Raw genomic sequence first — 17677 nt, 5'->3', positions numbered from 1 at the left:
TTTGCCCATGGAAAAAAATCTTGCCGATCCGCCACTCAGCCTTACCTCCAGCAAGCGGTTCACCGAGGATTTGCTCAAGGACCGCTCTGCACTGTGCCGCGCCGTTGATTCGCATCTGGCCGGCACTCAGGTCACGTTGGCGGGACAGAAACGCGTCTACAGCATCAGCGAAGATGTGACGCTGGAAGACGCGCAGTTGTACGTCGCCGACCTGCTGCGCTGCGCCTCGGTGACCGTCCATCAATGCGGTGACCAGCTTGGGGGCGCGGATCGAGCCATGGTGTTCTCGGTCTGGCATCTGCTGGAGATGGCCAAAGCGATGATGGACCGTTCGATCGATTGCCTGGGAGCCAAGCAGCTCTGAAGTCTGGCACTCATGGCCGCCTGCACTAGCACTAGCACCAGCGCAGGCGGCGTTTTTTTGCCCGCGAAAAAGCTTATAGTCCGCTCTCTCATCGCCCATACAGCATCGACCATGAAACAGACGCCCAGCGACCTCGAACAGATCACCGCCACGACCCTTGGTCATTACAACTCAGTGGCCGAGGATTTCCGTGAGGGCACTCGCGACCACGATGTCAGCCATAATATCGAGGCTTTGCTGCGCCACATTCAGGCTGATTCGCCGTTGACGATTCTCGATTTCGGATGCGGCCCTGGACGGGACCTGCAGACGTTCACGCGCATGGGCCACGTCGCGATCGGCCTCGATGGCTCGCAGGAGTTTGCGCGCATGGCCCGCGAGGACAGCGGCTGCGAAGTCTGGCAGCAGGACTTTCTCAAGCTTGATCTGCCGGCGGAACGCTTTGACGGGATTTTCGCCAATGCCGTGCTGTTTCATGTGCCGTTGCAGGTATTGCCGCACGTGTTGCAGCAATTGCACGGCACTTTGAAACCGGGCGGCGTGTTGTTCAGCTCCAATCCGCGTGGGGACAACCGCGAAGGGTGGAATGGGCCGCGTTATGGCTCGTACCACGATCTCGACGCCTGGCGCGCTTTGCTGACAGCGGCAGGCTTTGTCGAGCTTGAGCACTATTACCGACCCGCCGGGTTGCCGCGCGAGCAGCAGCCGTGGCTGGCGAGCGTGTGGCGTCGAGTTGATTGAAGATCAAAAGATCGCAGCCGTCGGCAGCTCCTGCGTTGGAATGCGTTTCCCTGTAGGGGCTGCCGTTGGCTGCGATCTCTGGTTCTTGCTTCAGGAAGATTCCTTTTCAGGCTCGCGAATCTTGTACCAGGCCACATACAGCGCCGGCAGGAACAGCAGCGTCAGCAGCGTCGCCACGACGATCCCGCCGATCATCGCATAGGCCATCGGGCCCCAGAACACTTCGCGGGCAATCGGGATCATGCCCATGCTCGCCGCCGCAGCGGTAAGCAGGATCGGTCGGCGTCGGTGTTCGGTGGCTTCAACCACCGCGTCCCACGGCGCGTAGCCTTTCTGCTCGAACTCGTCGATCTGCGTCACCAGAATCACCGAATTGCGGATGATGATGCCGATCAGCGCGAGAATCCCCAGAATCGCCACAAAGCCCATCGGCGTGCCAGTCGGCACCAGCGCCAGGACCACGCCGATCAGTCCCAGCGGCGCGACACTGGCGACCAGGAACATCTTCTGCACGCTGTGCAACTGGATCATTAGGAACGTCGCCATCAGAAACAGCATCAATGGCAAGACCTTGGCGATCGGCCCTTGAGCCTTGCCGCTTTCCTCGACCGTACCGCCAGTAGCGACTTTGTAGCCGACCGGCAGTTTGGCGGCAAAGGCGTCAATCGATGGCTTGAGCAGTTTCACCAGGTCGGTCGGCTGAATCTCGTCGCGCACCGAGGCCTTGATAGTGATGGTCGGCAAGCGGTCACGACGCCACACCAGCGGCTGTTCCAGCTCATAGCGCACGGTGGCGAACGCCAGCAGCGGAATCGAGGTGCCGCTCGGCGTGACGATCTGCAGGTTCTCAAGGGTTCTCGGCGAACCACGTTCGGACTCCACCGCGCGACCGACCACGTTGATCAGGTAAATATCGTCATTGACCTGAGTCAGCGGCGAGCCGCTGACGATGCTGTTCATCAGGTTCGCCACGTCTTCCGAAGACAGGCCGAGCTGGCGTGCCTTGTCCTGGGCGATATCGATGCGCAGGACTTTGCCCGGCTCGTTCCAGTCGTAGATGATCTCGCCAATGTGCGGGTTCTTGTCCAGTTCGGTGGCCAGGTCGATGGCGTATTTGCGCACCTGATCGACGTCCTTGCCGCTGACCCGGTACTGGATCGGACGCCCTACCGGCGGGCCCATCTCCAGGGCCTGAACGTAACTGCCGATGCCGACGAAGTCCTTGTGCAAGCGCTCGCGCAGGCGCTGGCTCAGTGCCTCGCGGGCTTCGAAATCCTTGCTGACGATCACCAGTTGCGCGTAGTACGGGTTTTGCAGTTGCTGGTCCAGCGGCAAGTAGAAACGGATCGCGCCCTGGCCGATGTAAGTGCTCCAGCGCACGATGTCCGGGTCGCCCTTGAGCGTGGCTTCGAGCTTGTCCACCGCTTTGCGGGTTTCGTCGATCGAGGCGTTTTGCGGCAGGTTCAGGTCGACCAGAATTTCCGGCCGATCCGAAGCGGGGAAGAACTGGTTCTGCACGAAACGCATGCAGAACACCGCCAGCACGAACAGCAGTACGGTGACGCCGATCGCCCACCAGCGATTGCGCATGGCCCACAGCAGCCCGCCATTGAACGCCCGGCCAACGCGACCCGGCTCGGCATCGTGCGCCTTCACCTTGTCGCTGAGGATGTGCACGCCGATCACCGGTGCGAAAAACACCGCCACCACCCACGACACGATCATTGCCACGGCGATCACCGCGAACAGGGTGAATGTATATTCACCGGCCGAGCTGGCGTTGAGGCCGATGGGCACGAAACCGGCGACAGTCACCAGCGTACCGGTGAGCATCGGGAACGCCGTCGAGGTGTAGGCGTACGTCGCCGCCTCCTCCTTGCTCTCGCCCATTTCCAGGCGTGTGACCATCATTTCCACGGTGATCATCGCGTCGTCCACCAGCAGGCCGAGGGCGATGATCAGCGCGCCGAGGGAAATTCGCTGCATGGTGATGCCGCTGTATTCCATGAACACAAAGACCATCGCCAACACCAGCGGAATCGAGCAGGCCACCACCAGGCCGGCACGCACGCCGAGGCTGATGAAGCTCACCACCAGCACGATGATGACCGCTTCGAACAGTGCGCTGGTAAACCCGCCGACGGCTTCTTCCACCACCACCGCCTGATCGGACACCGTGTGCACGCCGACGCCGACCGGCAAGTCAGCGGTGAGCTGGTCGATACGCTCGTGCAGTGCCTTACCGAACTCCTGAACGTTGCCGCCCTTCTGCATGGCAATCGCCAGGCCGATCGCCGGTTTGCCGTCGAAGCGGAATTCAGGCGTGGCCGGGTCGACGTAGCCGCGGCGGATGTCGGCGATATCGGCCAGACGATAGAAACGGTCGTTGAGTTTGAGATTGACCTCGGCCAGATCCTTTTCCGAGGCGAATTGCCCCGACGTGCGCACGGAAATCCGCTCGGGCCCGGCCTCGATCACCCCGGCCGGCGTTACCGCGTTCTGCGACTGCAGGCTTTGCACCACTTGACGCTGATCGATGCCTAACGCTGCGAGTTTGCGCGTGGAGAAATTCAGGTAAATCGTTTCGTCCTGCTGGCCGACCATTTCGACCTTGCCCAGCCCCGGCACGCTGCGAATCTCGGCGCGCGCCTGCTCCACGTAATCACGTAGCTGGCGCATGGTCAGGCCGTCGGCGGTGAACGCATAGACCGAGCCGAACACATCGCCAAACTCGTCGTTGAATCCCGGCCCTTGAATCCCTTGGGGAAACTGGCCGCGAATGTCGTCGATCTTCTTGCGCACCTGGTACCAGATTTGCGGAATGTCCTCGGCGCTGGTGGTGTCGCGCAGGTAGACGTAGACCGTCGATTCGCCGGGGCGCGTGTAGCTTTTCACATAGTCGAGGGAGTCGAGTTCTTCGAGTTTTTTCTCGATGCGGTCGGTGACCTGTTTAAGGGTTTCTTCCTGGGTCGCGCCCGGCCATTTGGTCTGGATCACCATCGTCTTGATGGTGAACGACGGGTCTTCTTCGCGACCCAGATTGAAGTACGAGAACACGCCCATCAGCAGCCCGACGAACATCAGGTACCACACGAAAGACTGATGCTTGAGGGCCCATTCGGAGAGGTTGAAAGAGCCTTTCATTGACTGTCCTCGTCAAGTTTTACCGATTGTCCGGGTTTGAGACTGTTGACGCCGGCGCTGACCACGCGCTCGCCGTTTCGCACGCCGCCAGCGAGCACCACACTGTTGTCACTGCGGCTGACCACGCTGACGTCTCGCGGGTTGACGGTTTTGTTTTGCGTGTCGATCACCCAGATACGGGTTTTGCCGTCGAATTCCTGCAGCGCCGTCAGCGGCAATTCGATCCGTGGTTTGATCGCTGAACTGAGGGTCACGCTGATTGCAGTGCCGAGGCGGAAACCGTCCGGCGTATCCGTCAGGGTGAGGCGTGCACGGCGGGTGCGCGTGGCGCTTTGTGCCTGGGGCTCGATCTCGCGGATGATCGCCGTGGTGTTGATGCTCGGGTCCAGTTGTGCGGCCACCGAGAACACCACGTCGCTGGGCAACTGATCGACCAGCGTATCGGGCAGATCGATCACCGCTTCCTTGATGTCCGGTTGCGCCAGCGTCACCACTTGCTGCCCGGCCGTCACCACTTGCCCGGCTTCGGCGTTCCACGCAGTGACCACGGCTTTGTGATCAGAGCGCAGCTCGGTGTAGCTCAATTGATCCTTGCTCTGGCTGACCGCCGCCCGCGCCTGATCGAGCGAGGCCTGGGTGGTTTTAAGCTCGGTGTTGGCGACATCCAGCTGTGCCTGTGCACCGACGCCGCGATCGAACAGCGCTTGCTGCCGGCGTGCGTTGGCCTGAGCGTTTATCAGTTGCGCCTGAATCCTCGCCAGATCGCCCTGGGCCGAACGCAACTGGTTCTGCTGGTCGGACGGGTCGAGGGTGGCGAGCAAGGTGCCCTTCTGCACCTCGGCGCCGACGTCAACGTTACGGCTGGCGATACGTCCACCGACGCGGAAACCGGTGTTGCTCTCGTAGCGCGCCTGAATGCTGCCGGCAAAGCGCCCGAGGCTCTCTTCGTTCAGTGCCTTGACCGTGACCGACAGCACCGGCCGTACCGGTTCCGGCGGTGTTTCCTTTTCCGAGCAGGCGCCCAGCAGCAGCGCGATGCACAACAGGCCGAGGCGCTTCATGGCTGCGCTCCCGGCTGCAGATCCTTGTAAGTGTTTTCGGCAATCTCGACTTTCATGCCGGGGTGCAGCAACTGGCCGCCGGCGACAATGACTTTCTCGCCGCCCTTGAGGCCTTCGCTGATGATCACTTTGCCGGTCAGGTAACGACCGACCGTGACCGTATGCAACTGCGCTTCACCCTTGTCATCGACCAGCCATACCGCCGGGTCGCTGATGTTTTTTGTCAGTGCCGACCAGGGCAGTTCCACCGCCGATTTGCCGGTGCCTTTGGCGGTGGCGCTCACGACCGAACCAAGCTGCATGCCTGGCGGCAGCTTGTCGAGGCTGACCTTGACCTGCACGGTGCCCGATTGTGCCGATACCGAAGGGGTGATTTCGCGCACGGTGCCGGTGGTCTTGATCTCGGGGTTATCGAGCAGGCTGACCACGATGGAACGATCGGATGGCCGCTCGGCCAGCAACGATTCGTAAACATTGAACACCGCGTCGCGGTCACCATCGCGGGCAAGGCTGAAAATCGGCGCGGTGGCCTGTACCACTTGGCCGACTTCGGCCTGACGCTCGGTGATCACACCGGGTGCATCAGCGATCAGCGAGGTGTAGCTGAGCTGGTCCCTGGCGTTGGCCAGCTGCGCCTGCGCCGCGCTCAATGCGCTCTGGCTGCTGCGCAGCGCCGCCTGGGCGGAATCGTATTCGCTCTGGCTGGTGTAGCCCTTGGGCAGCAGCTTTTGTTGACGGACGAACGCCGCTGCTGTCTGCTTGACGCGGGCCTGTTCGGCGGCGACCTGGGCTTGAGCGGAATCGACGTTGGTCTGCAGATCTTTCGGATCGAGTCTGGCCAGCACCTGCCTGGCGGTGACGCGGTCGCCGACATCGACCATACGCTCAATGATCTTGCCGCCGACGCGAAACGACAGCTGCGTCTGCACTCGCGCCTGCACATCACCGGTGAGGGTCACCGCTGCGGCGTAATTGGCCGGTTCGACCTCTTGCACAAAGACCCGTGGCAAATATTCCTCAGCAGGTTTCTTGTCGCCGCACGCGGTCAGCAACGTGAACAGACTCAGCATGACCGCTGTTTTCATTCCGGGACTTGCCATGCAGACTCCTTCCTGTGTACGAACGTGCAAGTGACGATACGACTGTGAGCTTAGGACAGGGTTCAACGTTCGCCTGAGCGATCACAACATTTCCCTTTAGGAGCTGCCGAAGGCTGCGATCTTTGTTTTTAAAGATCAAGATCAAAAGATCGCAGCCTTCGGCGGCTCCTACAAGGGGCACCTACAGAGAAGGAATTCCATGCTGCATACCCTGGCGGTGGCCAATTACCGCTCGATCAACAAACTGGTGATTCCGCTCGGGCGCCTGAACCTGATCACCGGTCCCAATGGCAGCGGCAAGTCCAACCTCTACCGCGCCTTGCGCCTGCTGGCGGAAACCGCGCAGGGCGGCGTGGTCAATGCGCTGGCGCGCGAAGGCGGGCTGGATTCGACGTTCTGGGCCGGGCCGGAAACCATCAGCCGGCGCATGCGCAACGCTGAAGTGGCGATCCAGCCGACGGTGCGCCAAGGGGTGAAGCGACTGCGACTGGGATTTGCCGGTGAGGATTTCAGTTACTCGATCAGCCTCGGTCTGCCCGACTCCAACGGGCATTTCATGCTCCCTGAACATTCGCGACCGATCCCGTCGCGCTTCGGCCTCGATCCGCAGATCAAGCGCGAATGTATCTGGGCTGGCCCGCATTACCGTCCCGCCAGCCTGCTGGTGGATCGCGACGGCCCGCTGATCCGCGCACGTACCGAGCGCCAATGGGATGTATTGGCGCAGCACACGCCGAATTTCGACAGCCTGTTCGATCAGGTCGGCAGCCTGCGCAGCTCGCCGGAAGTGTTCCAGATGCGCGAGTTCATCCGCCGCTGGCGTTTCTATGATCACTTTCGCAGCGATGCCGACGCGCCGGTGCGTCAGCCGCAACTGGGGACACGCACGCCGGTGCTGCACCACGACGGCCGCGACCTGGCGGCGGCGCTGCAGACCATTATCGAAATCGGTGACGGCGACGCAATGCGTGCAGCGATCACCGATGCGTTCCCCGGCGCACGGGTGCATATCGAAGCGCAGGCCGGCGGCCGTTTCGCCATCGAGTTTTATCAGGAAGGTTTGCTGCGGCCGTTGTCGGCGGCAGAGCTGTCGGACGGCACCTTGCGTTATCTGCTGCTGGTTGCGGCGTTGCTGACGCCGAGGCCACCGTCGCTGATGGTGCTCAACGAACCGGAAACCAGTCTGCACCCGGATCTGCTGCCGGCGCTGGCGCGGCTGATCATTCGCGCTTCGCAACAGTGCCAGGTGTGGGTGGTGTCCCATGCGCGGCGGCTGATCTCGGCATTGCAGGAAGATCCGGAGTGCAATTGCATCGTGCTGGAGAAGACGCTGGGGCAGACCGGGATTGTCGGCCAGCGAGTGCTGGATGAGCCGGCGTGGCACTGGCCGGACTAACCCACTCCGATCGTTCCCACGCTCTGCGTGGGAACGATCAACAGGAAATCACCCCTGCCACTTGCCTCCTTCAACAATCACACTCTCAGGCCGGGTGTCATCACTCAGTTCCTTGCGCACATATTGGTCATACAGCTTGAGCAGGTATTTCTCCTCGCCCAACTTGGCCAACTCGCTGTTGACCCAATCACGCAACTCGAGATTGCCCTTCTTCACTGCCGGCGCAATCGGCGCCTCGGCACCCAGTTTTTCCTCGAGCACGCGATAGCCCGGGTTCTGCTTGGCCCAGCTGAACAGCACCAGATTGTCCTGCGCGTAGGCATCGCCACGACCATTGGCCAAGGCCTGCAGCGACTCGGAGTTTTTTTCGAACTTGAGCAGTTTCCAGTCCGGGTGGTTCCTGGTCAGCCAGATATCGGCGGTGGTACCGGTGGTGACAATCGTGGTGCGCGTCGCCAGATCATCGAGTGCCTTCACCGAACTGCCCTGCGGCACCAGCGCCTGCACGGCCACCTTGAGGTTCGGGTTGGTGAATTCCACCGCTTCCTTGCGCTCCGGGGTGACGGTCATGTTGGCGAGGATCAGGTCGACCTTGTCGCTTTGCAGAAACGGAATGCGGCTCGCGGGTTCGACAGCGACGAACTCGACCTTGCTTTCATCGCCGAGCAGATCCTTGGCGAAACGCCGGCCGATGTCAGTGTCGAAGCCGACGTAGCGCCCAGCCTCATCGACGAAGCCGAACGGTGGCTTGTCGGTGAAGACGCCGACGATCAGTTTGTCGCGGGCCTTGATCTTGTCCAGATAACCGGCGGGCGCAGCGCTTTCGCTGGCGACTTTCGGCTTTGGCGGCTCTTCGGTTTTACCGCAACCGGCGAGTAAGGCGAGGCTGAGCAGAGGCAGTAACAACGCGGCAGTTTTCATAGCGGTTCCAGTTCCTTTTTCGGATTCGTTTTTGGCGATGTTGCAACGAAGGAGAACTTCTCCAGAAACTGCTGCGCGCGTGCGGTTTGCGGGTTCGTAAAGAAAATCTCGGGCGGGTTCTGTTCGAGGATGCGGCCGGCATCCATGAACACGATGCGATCGGCCACCGCGCGGGCGAAGGCCATTTCGTGGGTGACGATCAACAGGGTCATGCCTTCGCGGGCCAGGTCCTGAATGACTTGCAGCACTTCCTTGACCATCTCCGGGTCGAGGGCGGCGGTGACTTCGTCGAAGAGCATCACCCGGGGGTTCATGCACAGCGAACGAACAATGGCGATGCGTTGCTGCTGGCCGCCGGAGAGCTGACGCGGGAAAGCATCGCGCTTGGCGAGCAGGCCAACACGCTCAAGCAGGGCTTCGGCCTGCTGTTGCGCTTCGCGACGCTGGCGCTTCTGCACCTTGAGCGGGCCGAGCAGCAGATTGTCGAGCACACTCATGTGCGGGAACAGGTGATAACTCTGGAACACCATGCCGATCTGCTGACGGATTTCGCGCCAGTCAGTGGCTTTGTTCAGAAGCTCCCGCCCGACGAATTTCAGGCTGCCGCTGTGCGCTTCTTCCAGACCATTGAGGCAACGCAGCAAGGTGCTTTTGCCACAACCGCTGGGGCCAAGAATGACGATCACTTCGCCGCTCTGCACTTGCAGGTCGATGCCATTGAGCACCTGCTGCGCGCCATAGAATTTGTTAAAACCGTGAAACTCGATCAGTGCGCTCATGCTTGCGTCCAGCGCCGCTCCAGCACGCGCGAGGCGGCCGAGAGCGGGTAGCAGATAAAAAAGAAAAACAGGAACAGCGCGCCGTAGATCAGCACCGATTCGTAGGTGCGCTCGATGATCTGCTGGCCGACCTTGATCACGTCGACGACGCCGATCAGCACCGCCAGCGAACTGGTCTTGATGATCCGCGTGTAGACGTTGATGGTCGGCGGCGTCATGCGTTTGAGCGCTTGCGGCAGCAGCACGTAGCCATACAGTTGCGCAGTATTGAGACCAATCGACAGCCCCGCTTCGCGCTGCCCGCGCGGCAACGAATGCAGCGCACCGCGCGCCACTTCGCCGACCTCACTGGCGCCCCACAGCGACAGCACCAACACCGCGCACCAGAAGCTCGGCAGGCTCAGGCCAAAGAAAATCGGCAAACCGAAGAACAGCAGATACAACCAGACCAGCACCGGAATCGCCCGGAACAGCTCCAGATAAACGCGCAAAACCGCGTTCAGCCACGTTACGTTCAACGTGCGCAACACACCGTAAAGCACACCGCCCACCGTGCTGATGGCGATGCCCAGAAACGAGATTGAAAGCGTCTGCCCGGCGCCTTTAGCCAATTGCGGCAACGACACCCAAAGCAACTCAAGACCCGAACTGGCCATGCTGAAGCCTCCTTTCCAGACGGCTGAGCAATAGCGACAGCGGCAAGAACAGCAGCACGCAGATCAGCGTCAGCACGGCGAGCATTTCGTAGGTTTTGTAATAGAGCGCGATGTAGCTCTTGGTGGTGTAGAGGATTTCCGGCACCGCCACCGCCGAGACCACAGTGGTTTCCTTCAACAGGAAAATGAAATTGGCGAACAGTGACGGCAGGCTGAGGATCCCCGCCTGCGGCAGGATCACGTAGCGCAGCAACTGGCCGTGGGACAGGCCAATCGAACGCCCCGATTCGAGTTGCGCCTGGGGCACCGCATCGACCCCGGCGCGCAGCACTTCGGTGAGGTAGGCGCCGCCCAGAAAAGTCATGGTGATGATTGCTGCGGCGTAACCGGAGACCTTGATTCCCAGAGCCGGAAGAGCGAAGTAAACGAAGAACAACTGGATCAGCAGCGGCGTGTTACGCGCCAGCTCGACATAGCAGCCGACCAGTTTTTGCAGATAAGGCGTGCGAAACACCAGAATCGTCGCGTTGAGCAGCGCCACCAGCAGCGAAGTGCCGATCGCGATCAGACCGACCTGCAGGGTCACGCCCACGGCTTTGAGAAAGGCCGGCAGGGTGCTGAGGATAAAGGCGTAGTCGAAAGTCATGAAGCGTCCTGACGCCGCTCGGTAAGCGGCGGTGATGCAATCCATGGACAGCGGGTGGCTGTCCGGCAGGCACTGACTTTATAGGTATAAAAACAAGAATTTAAATACCGTTAAAGCATATTGATATCACCCAAAAAACTATCCTGCAGGTTTGCCGGGAAGGAATAAGAAGGCTATTTTCCTTTGCGTTGTAGGACATATCTTTTTTTCACGAAAGACCTCCAAGGACCCACAGCTTTTGGCCAGACTCTCGGGCCATTCATCACAAGGAACAACAACATGGATGTAAAAGTGCCGCAGCGGCTGGATCCGCAGGACATCGTGAAATTGCTGAGGGCGCTGCGCCGGGCCTTGAAAACGCGGGTGGCCTGAAGCAAGGGCCAGATCAAAAGATCGCAGCCTTCGGCAGCTCCTACAGGAGACCGCATTCCCCTGTAGGAGCTGCGGAAGGCTGCGATCTTTTCTCTAAAAAGCACAAAAACGCCGATGACCATCACTGGCCATCGGCGTTTTCATATCGGAACGAAGCGTCAGATCAGAACGCCGGCAACACCGCGCCGCTGTACTTCTTCTCGATGAACGCTTTGACTTCCGGGCTGGTCAGCGCTTTGGCCAGTTTCTGGATCGCGTCGCTGTTCTTGTTGTCCTCGCGGGCAACGAGGAAGTTCACGTACGGCGAGTCAGCGCCTTCGATCACCAGCGCATCTTTCTGCGGATTAAGCTTGGCTTCCAGCGCGTAGTTGGTGTTGATCATGTCCAGATCAACTTCTTTCAGCACGCGCGGCAGCAGGGCTGATTCCAGTTCCTTGAACTTGAAGTTGTGCGGGTTCTTGGCGATGTCTTTCGGCGTGGCCAGAGCGTTTTTCGGATCTTTCAGTTCGATCAGGCCAGCCTTCTGCAACAGGATGAGTGCGCGGCCGCTGTTGCTGCCTTCGTTGGGGATGGCGATGGTCGCGCCGTCCGGCAGTTCAGCCAGGGTCTTGTACTTGCTCGAGTAGCCACCGAACGGTTCAACATGAACGCCCTGCACGGTCACCAGATACTTGGATTTGTCGTCCTTGTATTTGCCCTGGTTGAAGCTGTTCAGGTAGGGCAGGGTCTGGAAATAGTTGGCATCCAGACGCTTCTCGCCAACCTGTACGTTCGGTTGCACGTAGTCGGTGAACACCTTGATCTCCAGATCCACGCCTTCTTTGGCCAGGGTCGGTTTGATCAGCTCAAGGATTTCAGCGTGGGGCACCGGCGTCGCGGCAACCACCAGTTTCTCGCCAGCGTTGGCGAAAGAAGCCGTCAGCGCAGCCGCCAATGCGGTAAACAACAGAACCTTTTTCATGCAGTGTCCTTATCGAAAATCACGGTCGTCAGCGACGACGGCATTTAATACGTGTGCCAGTGAAGTGATATCGCTGGCGTGAGGCGGACAATACCCGGATTTTTTATTCCCGGACAATAACGTTTATTCAGCTTCATATTCCATTTTGTTCATGTTGAAGAAAATGTTCACACCGCCTCGCTCAAGCGAATCAGCCAATCTTTCAAGGCCTTACGCTCTGCACTGCTACCACCTATATGGGTCTGCCTGACCAGACGTTCGATCTGAACCTGCGGCGCAGACGCGTCAGGCAGGTTCAGGTGTTCCGGCAGGATCTCGTCACCGGTGCTGACCAGCAGAGCAAAGTGAATGACATTTTCCAGCTCGCGGGTGTTGCCAGGCCAGCCGTGTTCTTCAAGCACGTTCTGCGCGGCTTCGCTGATCAGCGGCACGGGCAGGTCGAGACGCTGGCTGTAGATGCCGAGGAAATATTCGGCGAGCGAGAGGATATCGCCGGTGCGCGCGCGCAAGGCTGGCAGCTCGAGATGACCTTCGCTGAGGTAGTGATAGAGTCGCTCATGGAATTTCCCGGCATCCACAGCCTGGGCCAGATCGATGCTGGTCGCCGCAACCAGGCGTACATCCACCGGACTTGGCTGATGCGCACCGACACGGGTGACTTCGTGGTTTTCCAATGCCGCGAGCAATTTGATCTGGATCGGCAGCGGCAAGTCGCCGATCTCATCCAGGTACAAGGTGCCGCCATTGGCCGAGCCGAACCAGCCGGCGCGACTGCTGGCCGAACCGCTATGACTGCCGGCGGCGTAGCCGAACAGTTCGGCGTCGGCGTAGGTCGGGCTGATCGCGCCGCAGTTCACCGAAACGAACAGACCGCTGCGGTCGCTGGCGCGATGGATATGCCGGGCGAGCAACTCCTTGCCCGTGCCGGTCTCGCCACGGATCAAAATCGAGATCGAGCGCGGTGCCAGTTGCTCCAGCTCTTCACGCAACTGACGCGAGCGGGGGTCGACAAACACCAGCGCCTTGGCGCGAATGCTCAGGGGGCTTTTTTCCGCATCGGGAAAGGTCAGCAAGGGCTGACCGAAGGTTTCCAAACTCATGGCAGGCTCCCGCCCAAAACCGCCAGCCGACGGGGGCGTTGAATAATAAGGTCAGGCGCGACGGCGGGCGTGGTGTTCCAAGCGGTTTTGCAGGCGATAGAGGTAGGCAAACCCCTGCTCCCAGCGCTGATGCCCGGACTTGACGTTGATGTGCCCGGCCCCGGCAAGAATCCCCGCCTCCGCGCCCCAGTTGCGCGCCAGTTCCAATGCGCGCGGCGCACTGACGGCGGCGTCGTTGTCGGAGCTGACGACCTGACTGGGGAACGGCAACAGATCGGCCGGAATCGGCGCGAAATTGCGCAGCGCCGGCGCGCACGCAGGACGCTCGACGTCTGCAGGCGCGACCAGCAACGCCCCGCGCACCTGACGCAGGTATTGCAGCGGCGCAGTCGCCGCCCAGTGGGCGACGGTGATGCAGCCGAGACTATGAGCGATCAGGATCACCGGTGTGCTGTCGGCGGCAATCGCTTCGGCCAGCGCGGCGACCCAGTCCTCACGGCGCGGCGCCAGCCAATCGGCCTGCTCGACCCGCGCGCTGTTCGGCAGGCTGTTCTGCCAATGGGTTTGCCAATGATCTTCTGGCGATCCTTGCCAGCCCGGCACAATCAGGTAGCGGATTGATTCGTTGCGCATGGGGAGCCCTCCTGCGTCGTGTCTGTTCCGGGTCGAGTATAGGGAGATGAGTTATATCCGTTAAGGAATAAGAAGCTATTTATTAATACCTGAATTGAATATAAGGAACCGTGTAGGAGCTGCCTGCGGGACAAAAGTTGCGGAATAAAAAAGGGCCGCACCCTGCCAAGGAGACGGCCCCGGAAAAACAAAATCTGTCACCGCGCAGTGATCACCGACAACTTGGTGATCCCGGCCCGTTCGATCGAAGCCATGGCTCGCGCCACTTCGCCGTAATTCACCCCATCATCGGCCTGCAACTGCACGCGCACTTGCGGGTCCTTCGCTTTGGCCGACTTGAGGTTGAATTCGAGCAAGTCAGGCTGAATCTCGTCCTTGTTGATAAACAGCTTGCCGGCGCCGTCAATGCTCACCACCAGCGGATCCTTCTGCTCGACCGGCGCCACCGCTTCGGTCTTCGGCAGGTTGATCGGTATCGCATTGGTCAACAGCGGCGCGGTGACGATGAACACCACCAGCAGCACCAGCATCACATCCACCAGCGGCGTCACGTTGATTTCGCTGAGCACCTCATCCGTGTCTTGCGTGGAGAAGGCCATATCAAGACGCCTCCTTCACTTTTGCAGCGTTGCCCGGCGTCGCCACCTTGTGCGCGGTCGGGTGGATCAGTACGCGGAACGCACTCTTCTGCGCCAGGCTGTAGAAGTCGTGGGCGAAGTCATCGAGATCCGCTGCGGTCAATTTCAGACGGCGCAGAAAGTAGTTGTAAACCAACACCGCCGGCACCGCGACGGCAATACCCACGCCGGTTGCGACCAGTGCCGCACCGATCGGGCCGGCCACTGTCTCCAGGCTTGCCGAACCCGCCGCGCTGATCCCTTTCAACGCCTCCATGATTCCCCATACCGTGCCGAACAAACCAATGAACGGCGAGGTGCTGCCAATACTCGCGACCACCGCCAGACCGGTTTCCAGCGAACGCCGTTCGCGGACGATCTGCTGGCGCAGGGCGCGCTCGAGGCGATCCTGATGGTTGATCGCCTGGCTCAGGTCATTCGCCGGCGGCGCCTCGCCCACCTGGATCGCCGCGTAACCGGCCTGCGCCACCCGCGCTGCGGCACCGGGTTGGGTTTCGCTCAGCTCGGCGGCGGCATCCAGGCTCGACGCCGCCCAGAAGCGTTTATGAAAGCGCCGATCCTGCGCCCTCAAACGACCGAACTGCACAGCCTTGAGCAAAGCCAGGCCCCAAGTGGCGACGGAAAAAACCACCAGCAGCCAGATCACCGCACTTTCGATGGATTCCAGTGGAGATGCCAGTAACGTCATGATGTGTTCCCTCGTGTAAACATTTCGCGCGAATTTGGTTTCGGTTTAATGAATCTTGAAATCGATGGGCACGCTGACCCAGCCGTCCTGAGCGACATCACCCTGCTTGGCCGGGACGAAGCTCCAGCGCTTCACAGCGTTGAGCGCGGCGTCGTCGAGCTGCTGGCGGCCACTGCTTTTGGCAATCTGGATCTCGCCCGGCTTGCCGTTGGCCAATACATGCACTCGCAACAACACCGTGCCTTCCCAACCGCGACGCTGAGCCAGCGACGGGTATTCCGGCGCGGGGTTTTTCAGATACGCAGCGTTGGCTGACGCCGGGGTAACGAGTGCAGGTGCCGGTGGCGCGGCTGGCGCTGGTGCGGCGACGGGCGCTGCCGATTTCGCTGGCGCTGGCGGCTGCTCTAGTGCCTTGGGCGCGGGTTTGGGCGGCGGTTTCACCACCGGTTTGGGTTTGGCGATCGGCTTGGGCGGCGGCGGTTTTACCGCCAATTCCTCTTCCATCGGCGGTGGCGGTTCGACCACCGGCGCCGGTGGTGGCGGCGCAACAACCGGCGGCGCTGGCGGAGCCGGACGCGAAAACTCGATGCTCATCGGCGGAATTTCCGGCGGCACCACCGGCAGCGCTGGCGTTGGTTTCTGGCTGACCCAGTAAATCACCGCGCCATGCACGACCAATGCGAGCACACCGAGCAGAAGGGTTTCGCGCCGACTCAAAATGCCCTTGGGTGCACGCTGCAAACGCAACTGCCCCAACGGCACACGGTGCGGCCGGCCAAGATCGACCAGTTCGCCACCCGGCGTTGGCCGCCACAGCAAATCCCCTGCGCTGGCGACGGTCTGGACATTGCCCATTGTTCAACTCCCTGCGGTCTCTTTCGTTCTACTAACCAAAGCGATCGACTTGCCATTCGTAATGCCCCCACGGCGTAGTCGACGGGATCATCATTGGCTGTGGACGCTTATCACCGAAAGTAATCTTTGACGTTATGTATAGACCTTCGAGGAATATACAAAATGCCCTTTTTTACCGAGGCCGCGCGCCACAAGGGCTGCAGCAACCGACGACAAATCGCATGCTTTTACGGCATGAAAAGTATTCGTTCACGGCATTCATCCGCGCTCGTTCAACGACTGGCATTGGTTTGCCGGACGCCGACGGTAGGCGCGATCACTGCAGTTTCCGAGCGCGGCGTACCGGCCGGCACCCAGTCATAGCTCACTGGCAACGCTCGATATACCCAATTGCTGATCGCGTCACTGCCCGGCGCTTTGCCCAGATACGGGCTGACGTACTCCCAGACGTTTTCACCGCTGGCGGTGACTTGGAAAAATCGGCCATTCATGCCTTCGTCGATCAAGGTGTTGCCGTTGGGCAAACGCCTCGCGCTGCTGATGAACGAGCTATAGAACGCCCAGCCCGGCTGCTTCGAATTGGCCGCGCTGTACTGCCAGACGATCTGGTTTTGCTGCGGGTCGATTTCCAGCACCCGTGAACCGGCTATCAAGCCGAGGGTGACGTTCGGATAGCCCGCCGAACCCTGGTTATCGAACACCAGCAGATTGCCGGCGCCAGGCAGTCCGGCGGGAATGATGCGCGCGTCGTGCTGACCGACGAACTGATCGACCGGGCGCGGCAGTTTCTGCGCGGTTTTCGGATTGATCAACGGCAGGTTCGGCCCCAGTCGCCAGACCACTTTGCCGCTGTTTTTATCGATGATGGCGATGAAGTTGGCGTTGCGTGAATCGATCAACAGATTGTCCGGGCTGAAGCGCTTGTCACCGGCGTCGAACCACTTGTTCGGCCCGACCAGACTGAGGTTGTTGATGTGCAGGTAATCCGGGTTGTCACTGGCGCGCACCAGTTTCAACTGCTCGGCACTGAAGCCGAATTCGCCCAGATGTTCCGAGGCGAGCCACTGCCATTTCACTGCGCCGTCGGGGCTGACTTCGTAGATTACATCGTCGATGACTTCGGGCGTCTTGAAGCCATTGACCTTGTGCACTTTGTTCGCCAGCACCACGGTGTTGCCATTGCTCAAGCGGCGTTGGTCGTGATGCTGCTGCGCCGCCCCACCGGGTGCCTTGTCGCCCCACTGCCAGACGACTTTGCCGTCCCAGTCGAGTTCGCCGACGCTCTGATTGCCCAAGCCATTGCCCGCCGAGCCGAGCTTGCCGGGATCCTTGTCACTCAATTGCAGCAGTACGTGGCCGCGTTTACCGCCGACCAGTTGCGGGTCGATGATGGCTGAAGGGAAACCGGCCTGCGCCCAGGTTTTCACTTCGTTGCCATTCATGTCGATCAGGTGCGTCTGCTTGTCGGCGCCGCTGAAGATCACGTACTGGTTGAACGCCTTGTCCGGGTCATAACGGGTGACGCCGGTCGGGTACACACTGGGCGCGGCGAAGGCGCCGCTGCTCAGGACTGCGCCGGATAACAGCAGAGGTAAAGCGCTTTTGATGGGCAACATGGTGCA

The 17677-nt window shown here is 60.5% G+C and carries 17 protein-coding genes; 3 read left to right on the top strand and 14 right to left on the bottom strand.

Annotation, left to right across the window (positions count from 1 at the left end):
• The first annotated feature begins 7 nt into the window (after nt 1–7).
• Both ACP7D9_RS15690 and ACP7D9_RS15685 read left to right on the top strand, forming a co-directional pair.
• Nucleotides 8–364, top strand: a complete 357-nt coding sequence (locus ACP7D9_RS15690; protein WP_042608557.1) for a DUF6124 family protein — start codon at nt 8–10, stop codon at nt 362–364.
• Between the two features lie 111 nt (nt 365–475).
• Nucleotides 476–1105: a class I SAM-dependent methyltransferase gene (locus ACP7D9_RS15685; RefSeq protein WP_426158452.1), complete on the top strand. Its 630-nt coding sequence runs from the start codon at nt 476–478 to the stop codon at nt 1103–1105.
• Between the two features lie 90 nt (nt 1106–1195).
• Here the strand turns inward: ACP7D9_RS15685 and ACP7D9_RS15680 are convergent, their stop codons facing one another.
• The 3 genes from ACP7D9_RS15680 to ACP7D9_RS15670 are packed head-to-tail and all read right to left on the bottom strand — an operon-like array spanning nt 1196 to nt 6410.
• Nucleotides 1196–4249 (bottom strand): efflux RND transporter permease subunit, encoded by a 3054-nt coding sequence (locus tag ACP7D9_RS15680; RefSeq protein WP_426158450.1) that lies wholly within the window; start codon nt 4247–4249, stop codon nt 1196–1198.
• Nucleotides 4246–5310 (bottom strand): efflux RND transporter periplasmic adaptor subunit, encoded by a 1065-nt coding sequence (locus ACP7D9_RS15675; RefSeq protein WP_101156918.1) that lies wholly within the window; start codon nt 5308–5310, stop codon nt 4246–4248. The genes ACP7D9_RS15680 and ACP7D9_RS15675 overlap by 4 nt, the downstream gene beginning before the upstream one ends.
• The gene (locus ACP7D9_RS15670) at nt 5307–6410 is read right to left on the bottom strand and encodes an efflux RND transporter periplasmic adaptor subunit (RefSeq protein WP_426158449.1); all 1104 of its coding nucleotides are present in this window, start codon (nt 6408–6410) and stop codon (nt 5307–5309) included. Before ACP7D9_RS15670 ends, ACP7D9_RS15675 begins: the two co-directional genes overlap by 4 nt.
• Before the next feature lie 199 nt (nt 6411–6609).
• Between ACP7D9_RS15670 and ACP7D9_RS15665 the strand changes: the two genes are divergently transcribed.
• The gene (locus ACP7D9_RS15665; protein ID WP_101156922.1) at nt 6610–7806 is read left to right on the top strand and encodes an AAA family ATPase; all 1197 of its coding nucleotides are present in this window, start codon (nt 6610–6612) and stop codon (nt 7804–7806) included.
• 48 nt (nt 7807–7854) lie between these two features.
• Here ACP7D9_RS15665 and ACP7D9_RS15660 read toward each other — a convergent pair whose 3' ends face one another.
• The 11 genes from ACP7D9_RS15660 to ACP7D9_RS15610 form a co-directional block, all read right to left on the bottom strand.
• Entirely contained in the window at nt 7855–8727 is an 873-nt protein-coding gene (locus ACP7D9_RS15660) for a transporter substrate-binding domain-containing protein (protein ID WP_426158448.1), read from the bottom strand.
• Nucleotides 8724–9506 (bottom strand): amino acid ABC transporter ATP-binding protein, encoded by a 783-nt coding sequence (locus ACP7D9_RS15655; protein ID WP_426158447.1) that lies wholly within the window; start codon nt 9504–9506, stop codon nt 8724–8726. The genes ACP7D9_RS15660 and ACP7D9_RS15655 overlap by 4 nt, the downstream gene beginning before the upstream one ends.
• A complete protein-coding gene (locus ACP7D9_RS15650; RefSeq protein WP_426158445.1) occupies nt 9503–10162 on the bottom strand; it encodes an amino acid ABC transporter permease in 660 nt (219 codons plus the stop codon). The genes ACP7D9_RS15655 and ACP7D9_RS15650 overlap by 4 nt, the downstream gene beginning before the upstream one ends.
• Nucleotides 10143–10808, bottom strand: a complete 666-nt coding sequence (locus ACP7D9_RS15645; protein ID WP_312998183.1) for an amino acid ABC transporter permease — start codon at nt 10806–10808, stop codon at nt 10143–10145. The genes ACP7D9_RS15650 and ACP7D9_RS15645 overlap by 20 nt, the downstream gene beginning before the upstream one ends.
• 535 nt (nt 10809–11343) lie before the next feature.
• Nucleotides 11344–12141, bottom strand: coding sequence for a MetQ/NlpA family ABC transporter substrate-binding protein (locus ACP7D9_RS15640; protein WP_016772222.1), 798 nt, complete (start codon nt 12139–12141; stop codon nt 11344–11346).
• 167 nt (nt 12142–12308) lie between these two features.
• On the bottom strand, nt 12309–13241 hold the full coding sequence (locus tag ACP7D9_RS15635; RefSeq protein WP_426158443.1) for a sigma 54-interacting transcriptional regulator: 933 nt from the start codon (nt 13239–13241) through the stop codon (nt 12309–12311).
• Between the two features lie 51 nt (nt 13242–13292).
• Complete coding sequence (locus tag ACP7D9_RS15630; RefSeq protein ID WP_426158441.1) at nt 13293–13874, bottom strand: alpha/beta hydrolase; 582 nt, start codon at nt 13872–13874, stop codon at nt 13293–13295.
• A gap of 197 nt (nt 13875–14071) precedes the next feature.
• Nucleotides 14072–14473: an ExbD/TolR family protein gene (locus ACP7D9_RS15625; RefSeq protein ID WP_426158439.1), complete on the bottom strand. Its 402-nt coding sequence runs from the start codon at nt 14471–14473 to the stop codon at nt 14072–14074.
• A 1-nt stretch (nt 14474) separates the two neighbouring features.
• Nucleotides 14475–15200, bottom strand: coding sequence for a MotA/TolQ/ExbB proton channel family protein (locus ACP7D9_RS15620; protein ID WP_426158437.1), 726 nt, complete (start codon nt 15198–15200; stop codon nt 14475–14477).
• Nucleotides 15201–15245: 45 nt separating this feature from the next.
• Nucleotides 15246–16055 (bottom strand): energy transducer TonB, encoded by an 810-nt coding sequence (locus tag ACP7D9_RS15615; RefSeq protein ID WP_426158435.1) that lies wholly within the window; start codon nt 16053–16055, stop codon nt 15246–15248.
• A 272-nt stretch (nt 16056–16327) separates the two neighbouring features.
• The gene (locus ACP7D9_RS15610; RefSeq protein ID WP_426158433.1) at nt 16328–17671 is read right to left on the bottom strand and encodes an aryl-sulfate sulfotransferase; all 1344 of its coding nucleotides are present in this window, start codon (nt 17669–17671) and stop codon (nt 16328–16330) included.
• Nucleotides 17672–17677 lie beyond the last annotated feature (6 nt).

The organism is Pseudomonas sp. TSRC2-2 (assembly GCF_049897785.1).
Lineage (GTDB): Bacteria > Pseudomonadota > Gammaproteobacteria > Pseudomonadales > Pseudomonadaceae > Aquipseudomonas.
The sequence above is the reverse complement of the archived record's forward strand: the minus strand, read 5'-3'. Positions and strand labels throughout refer to the sequence as shown.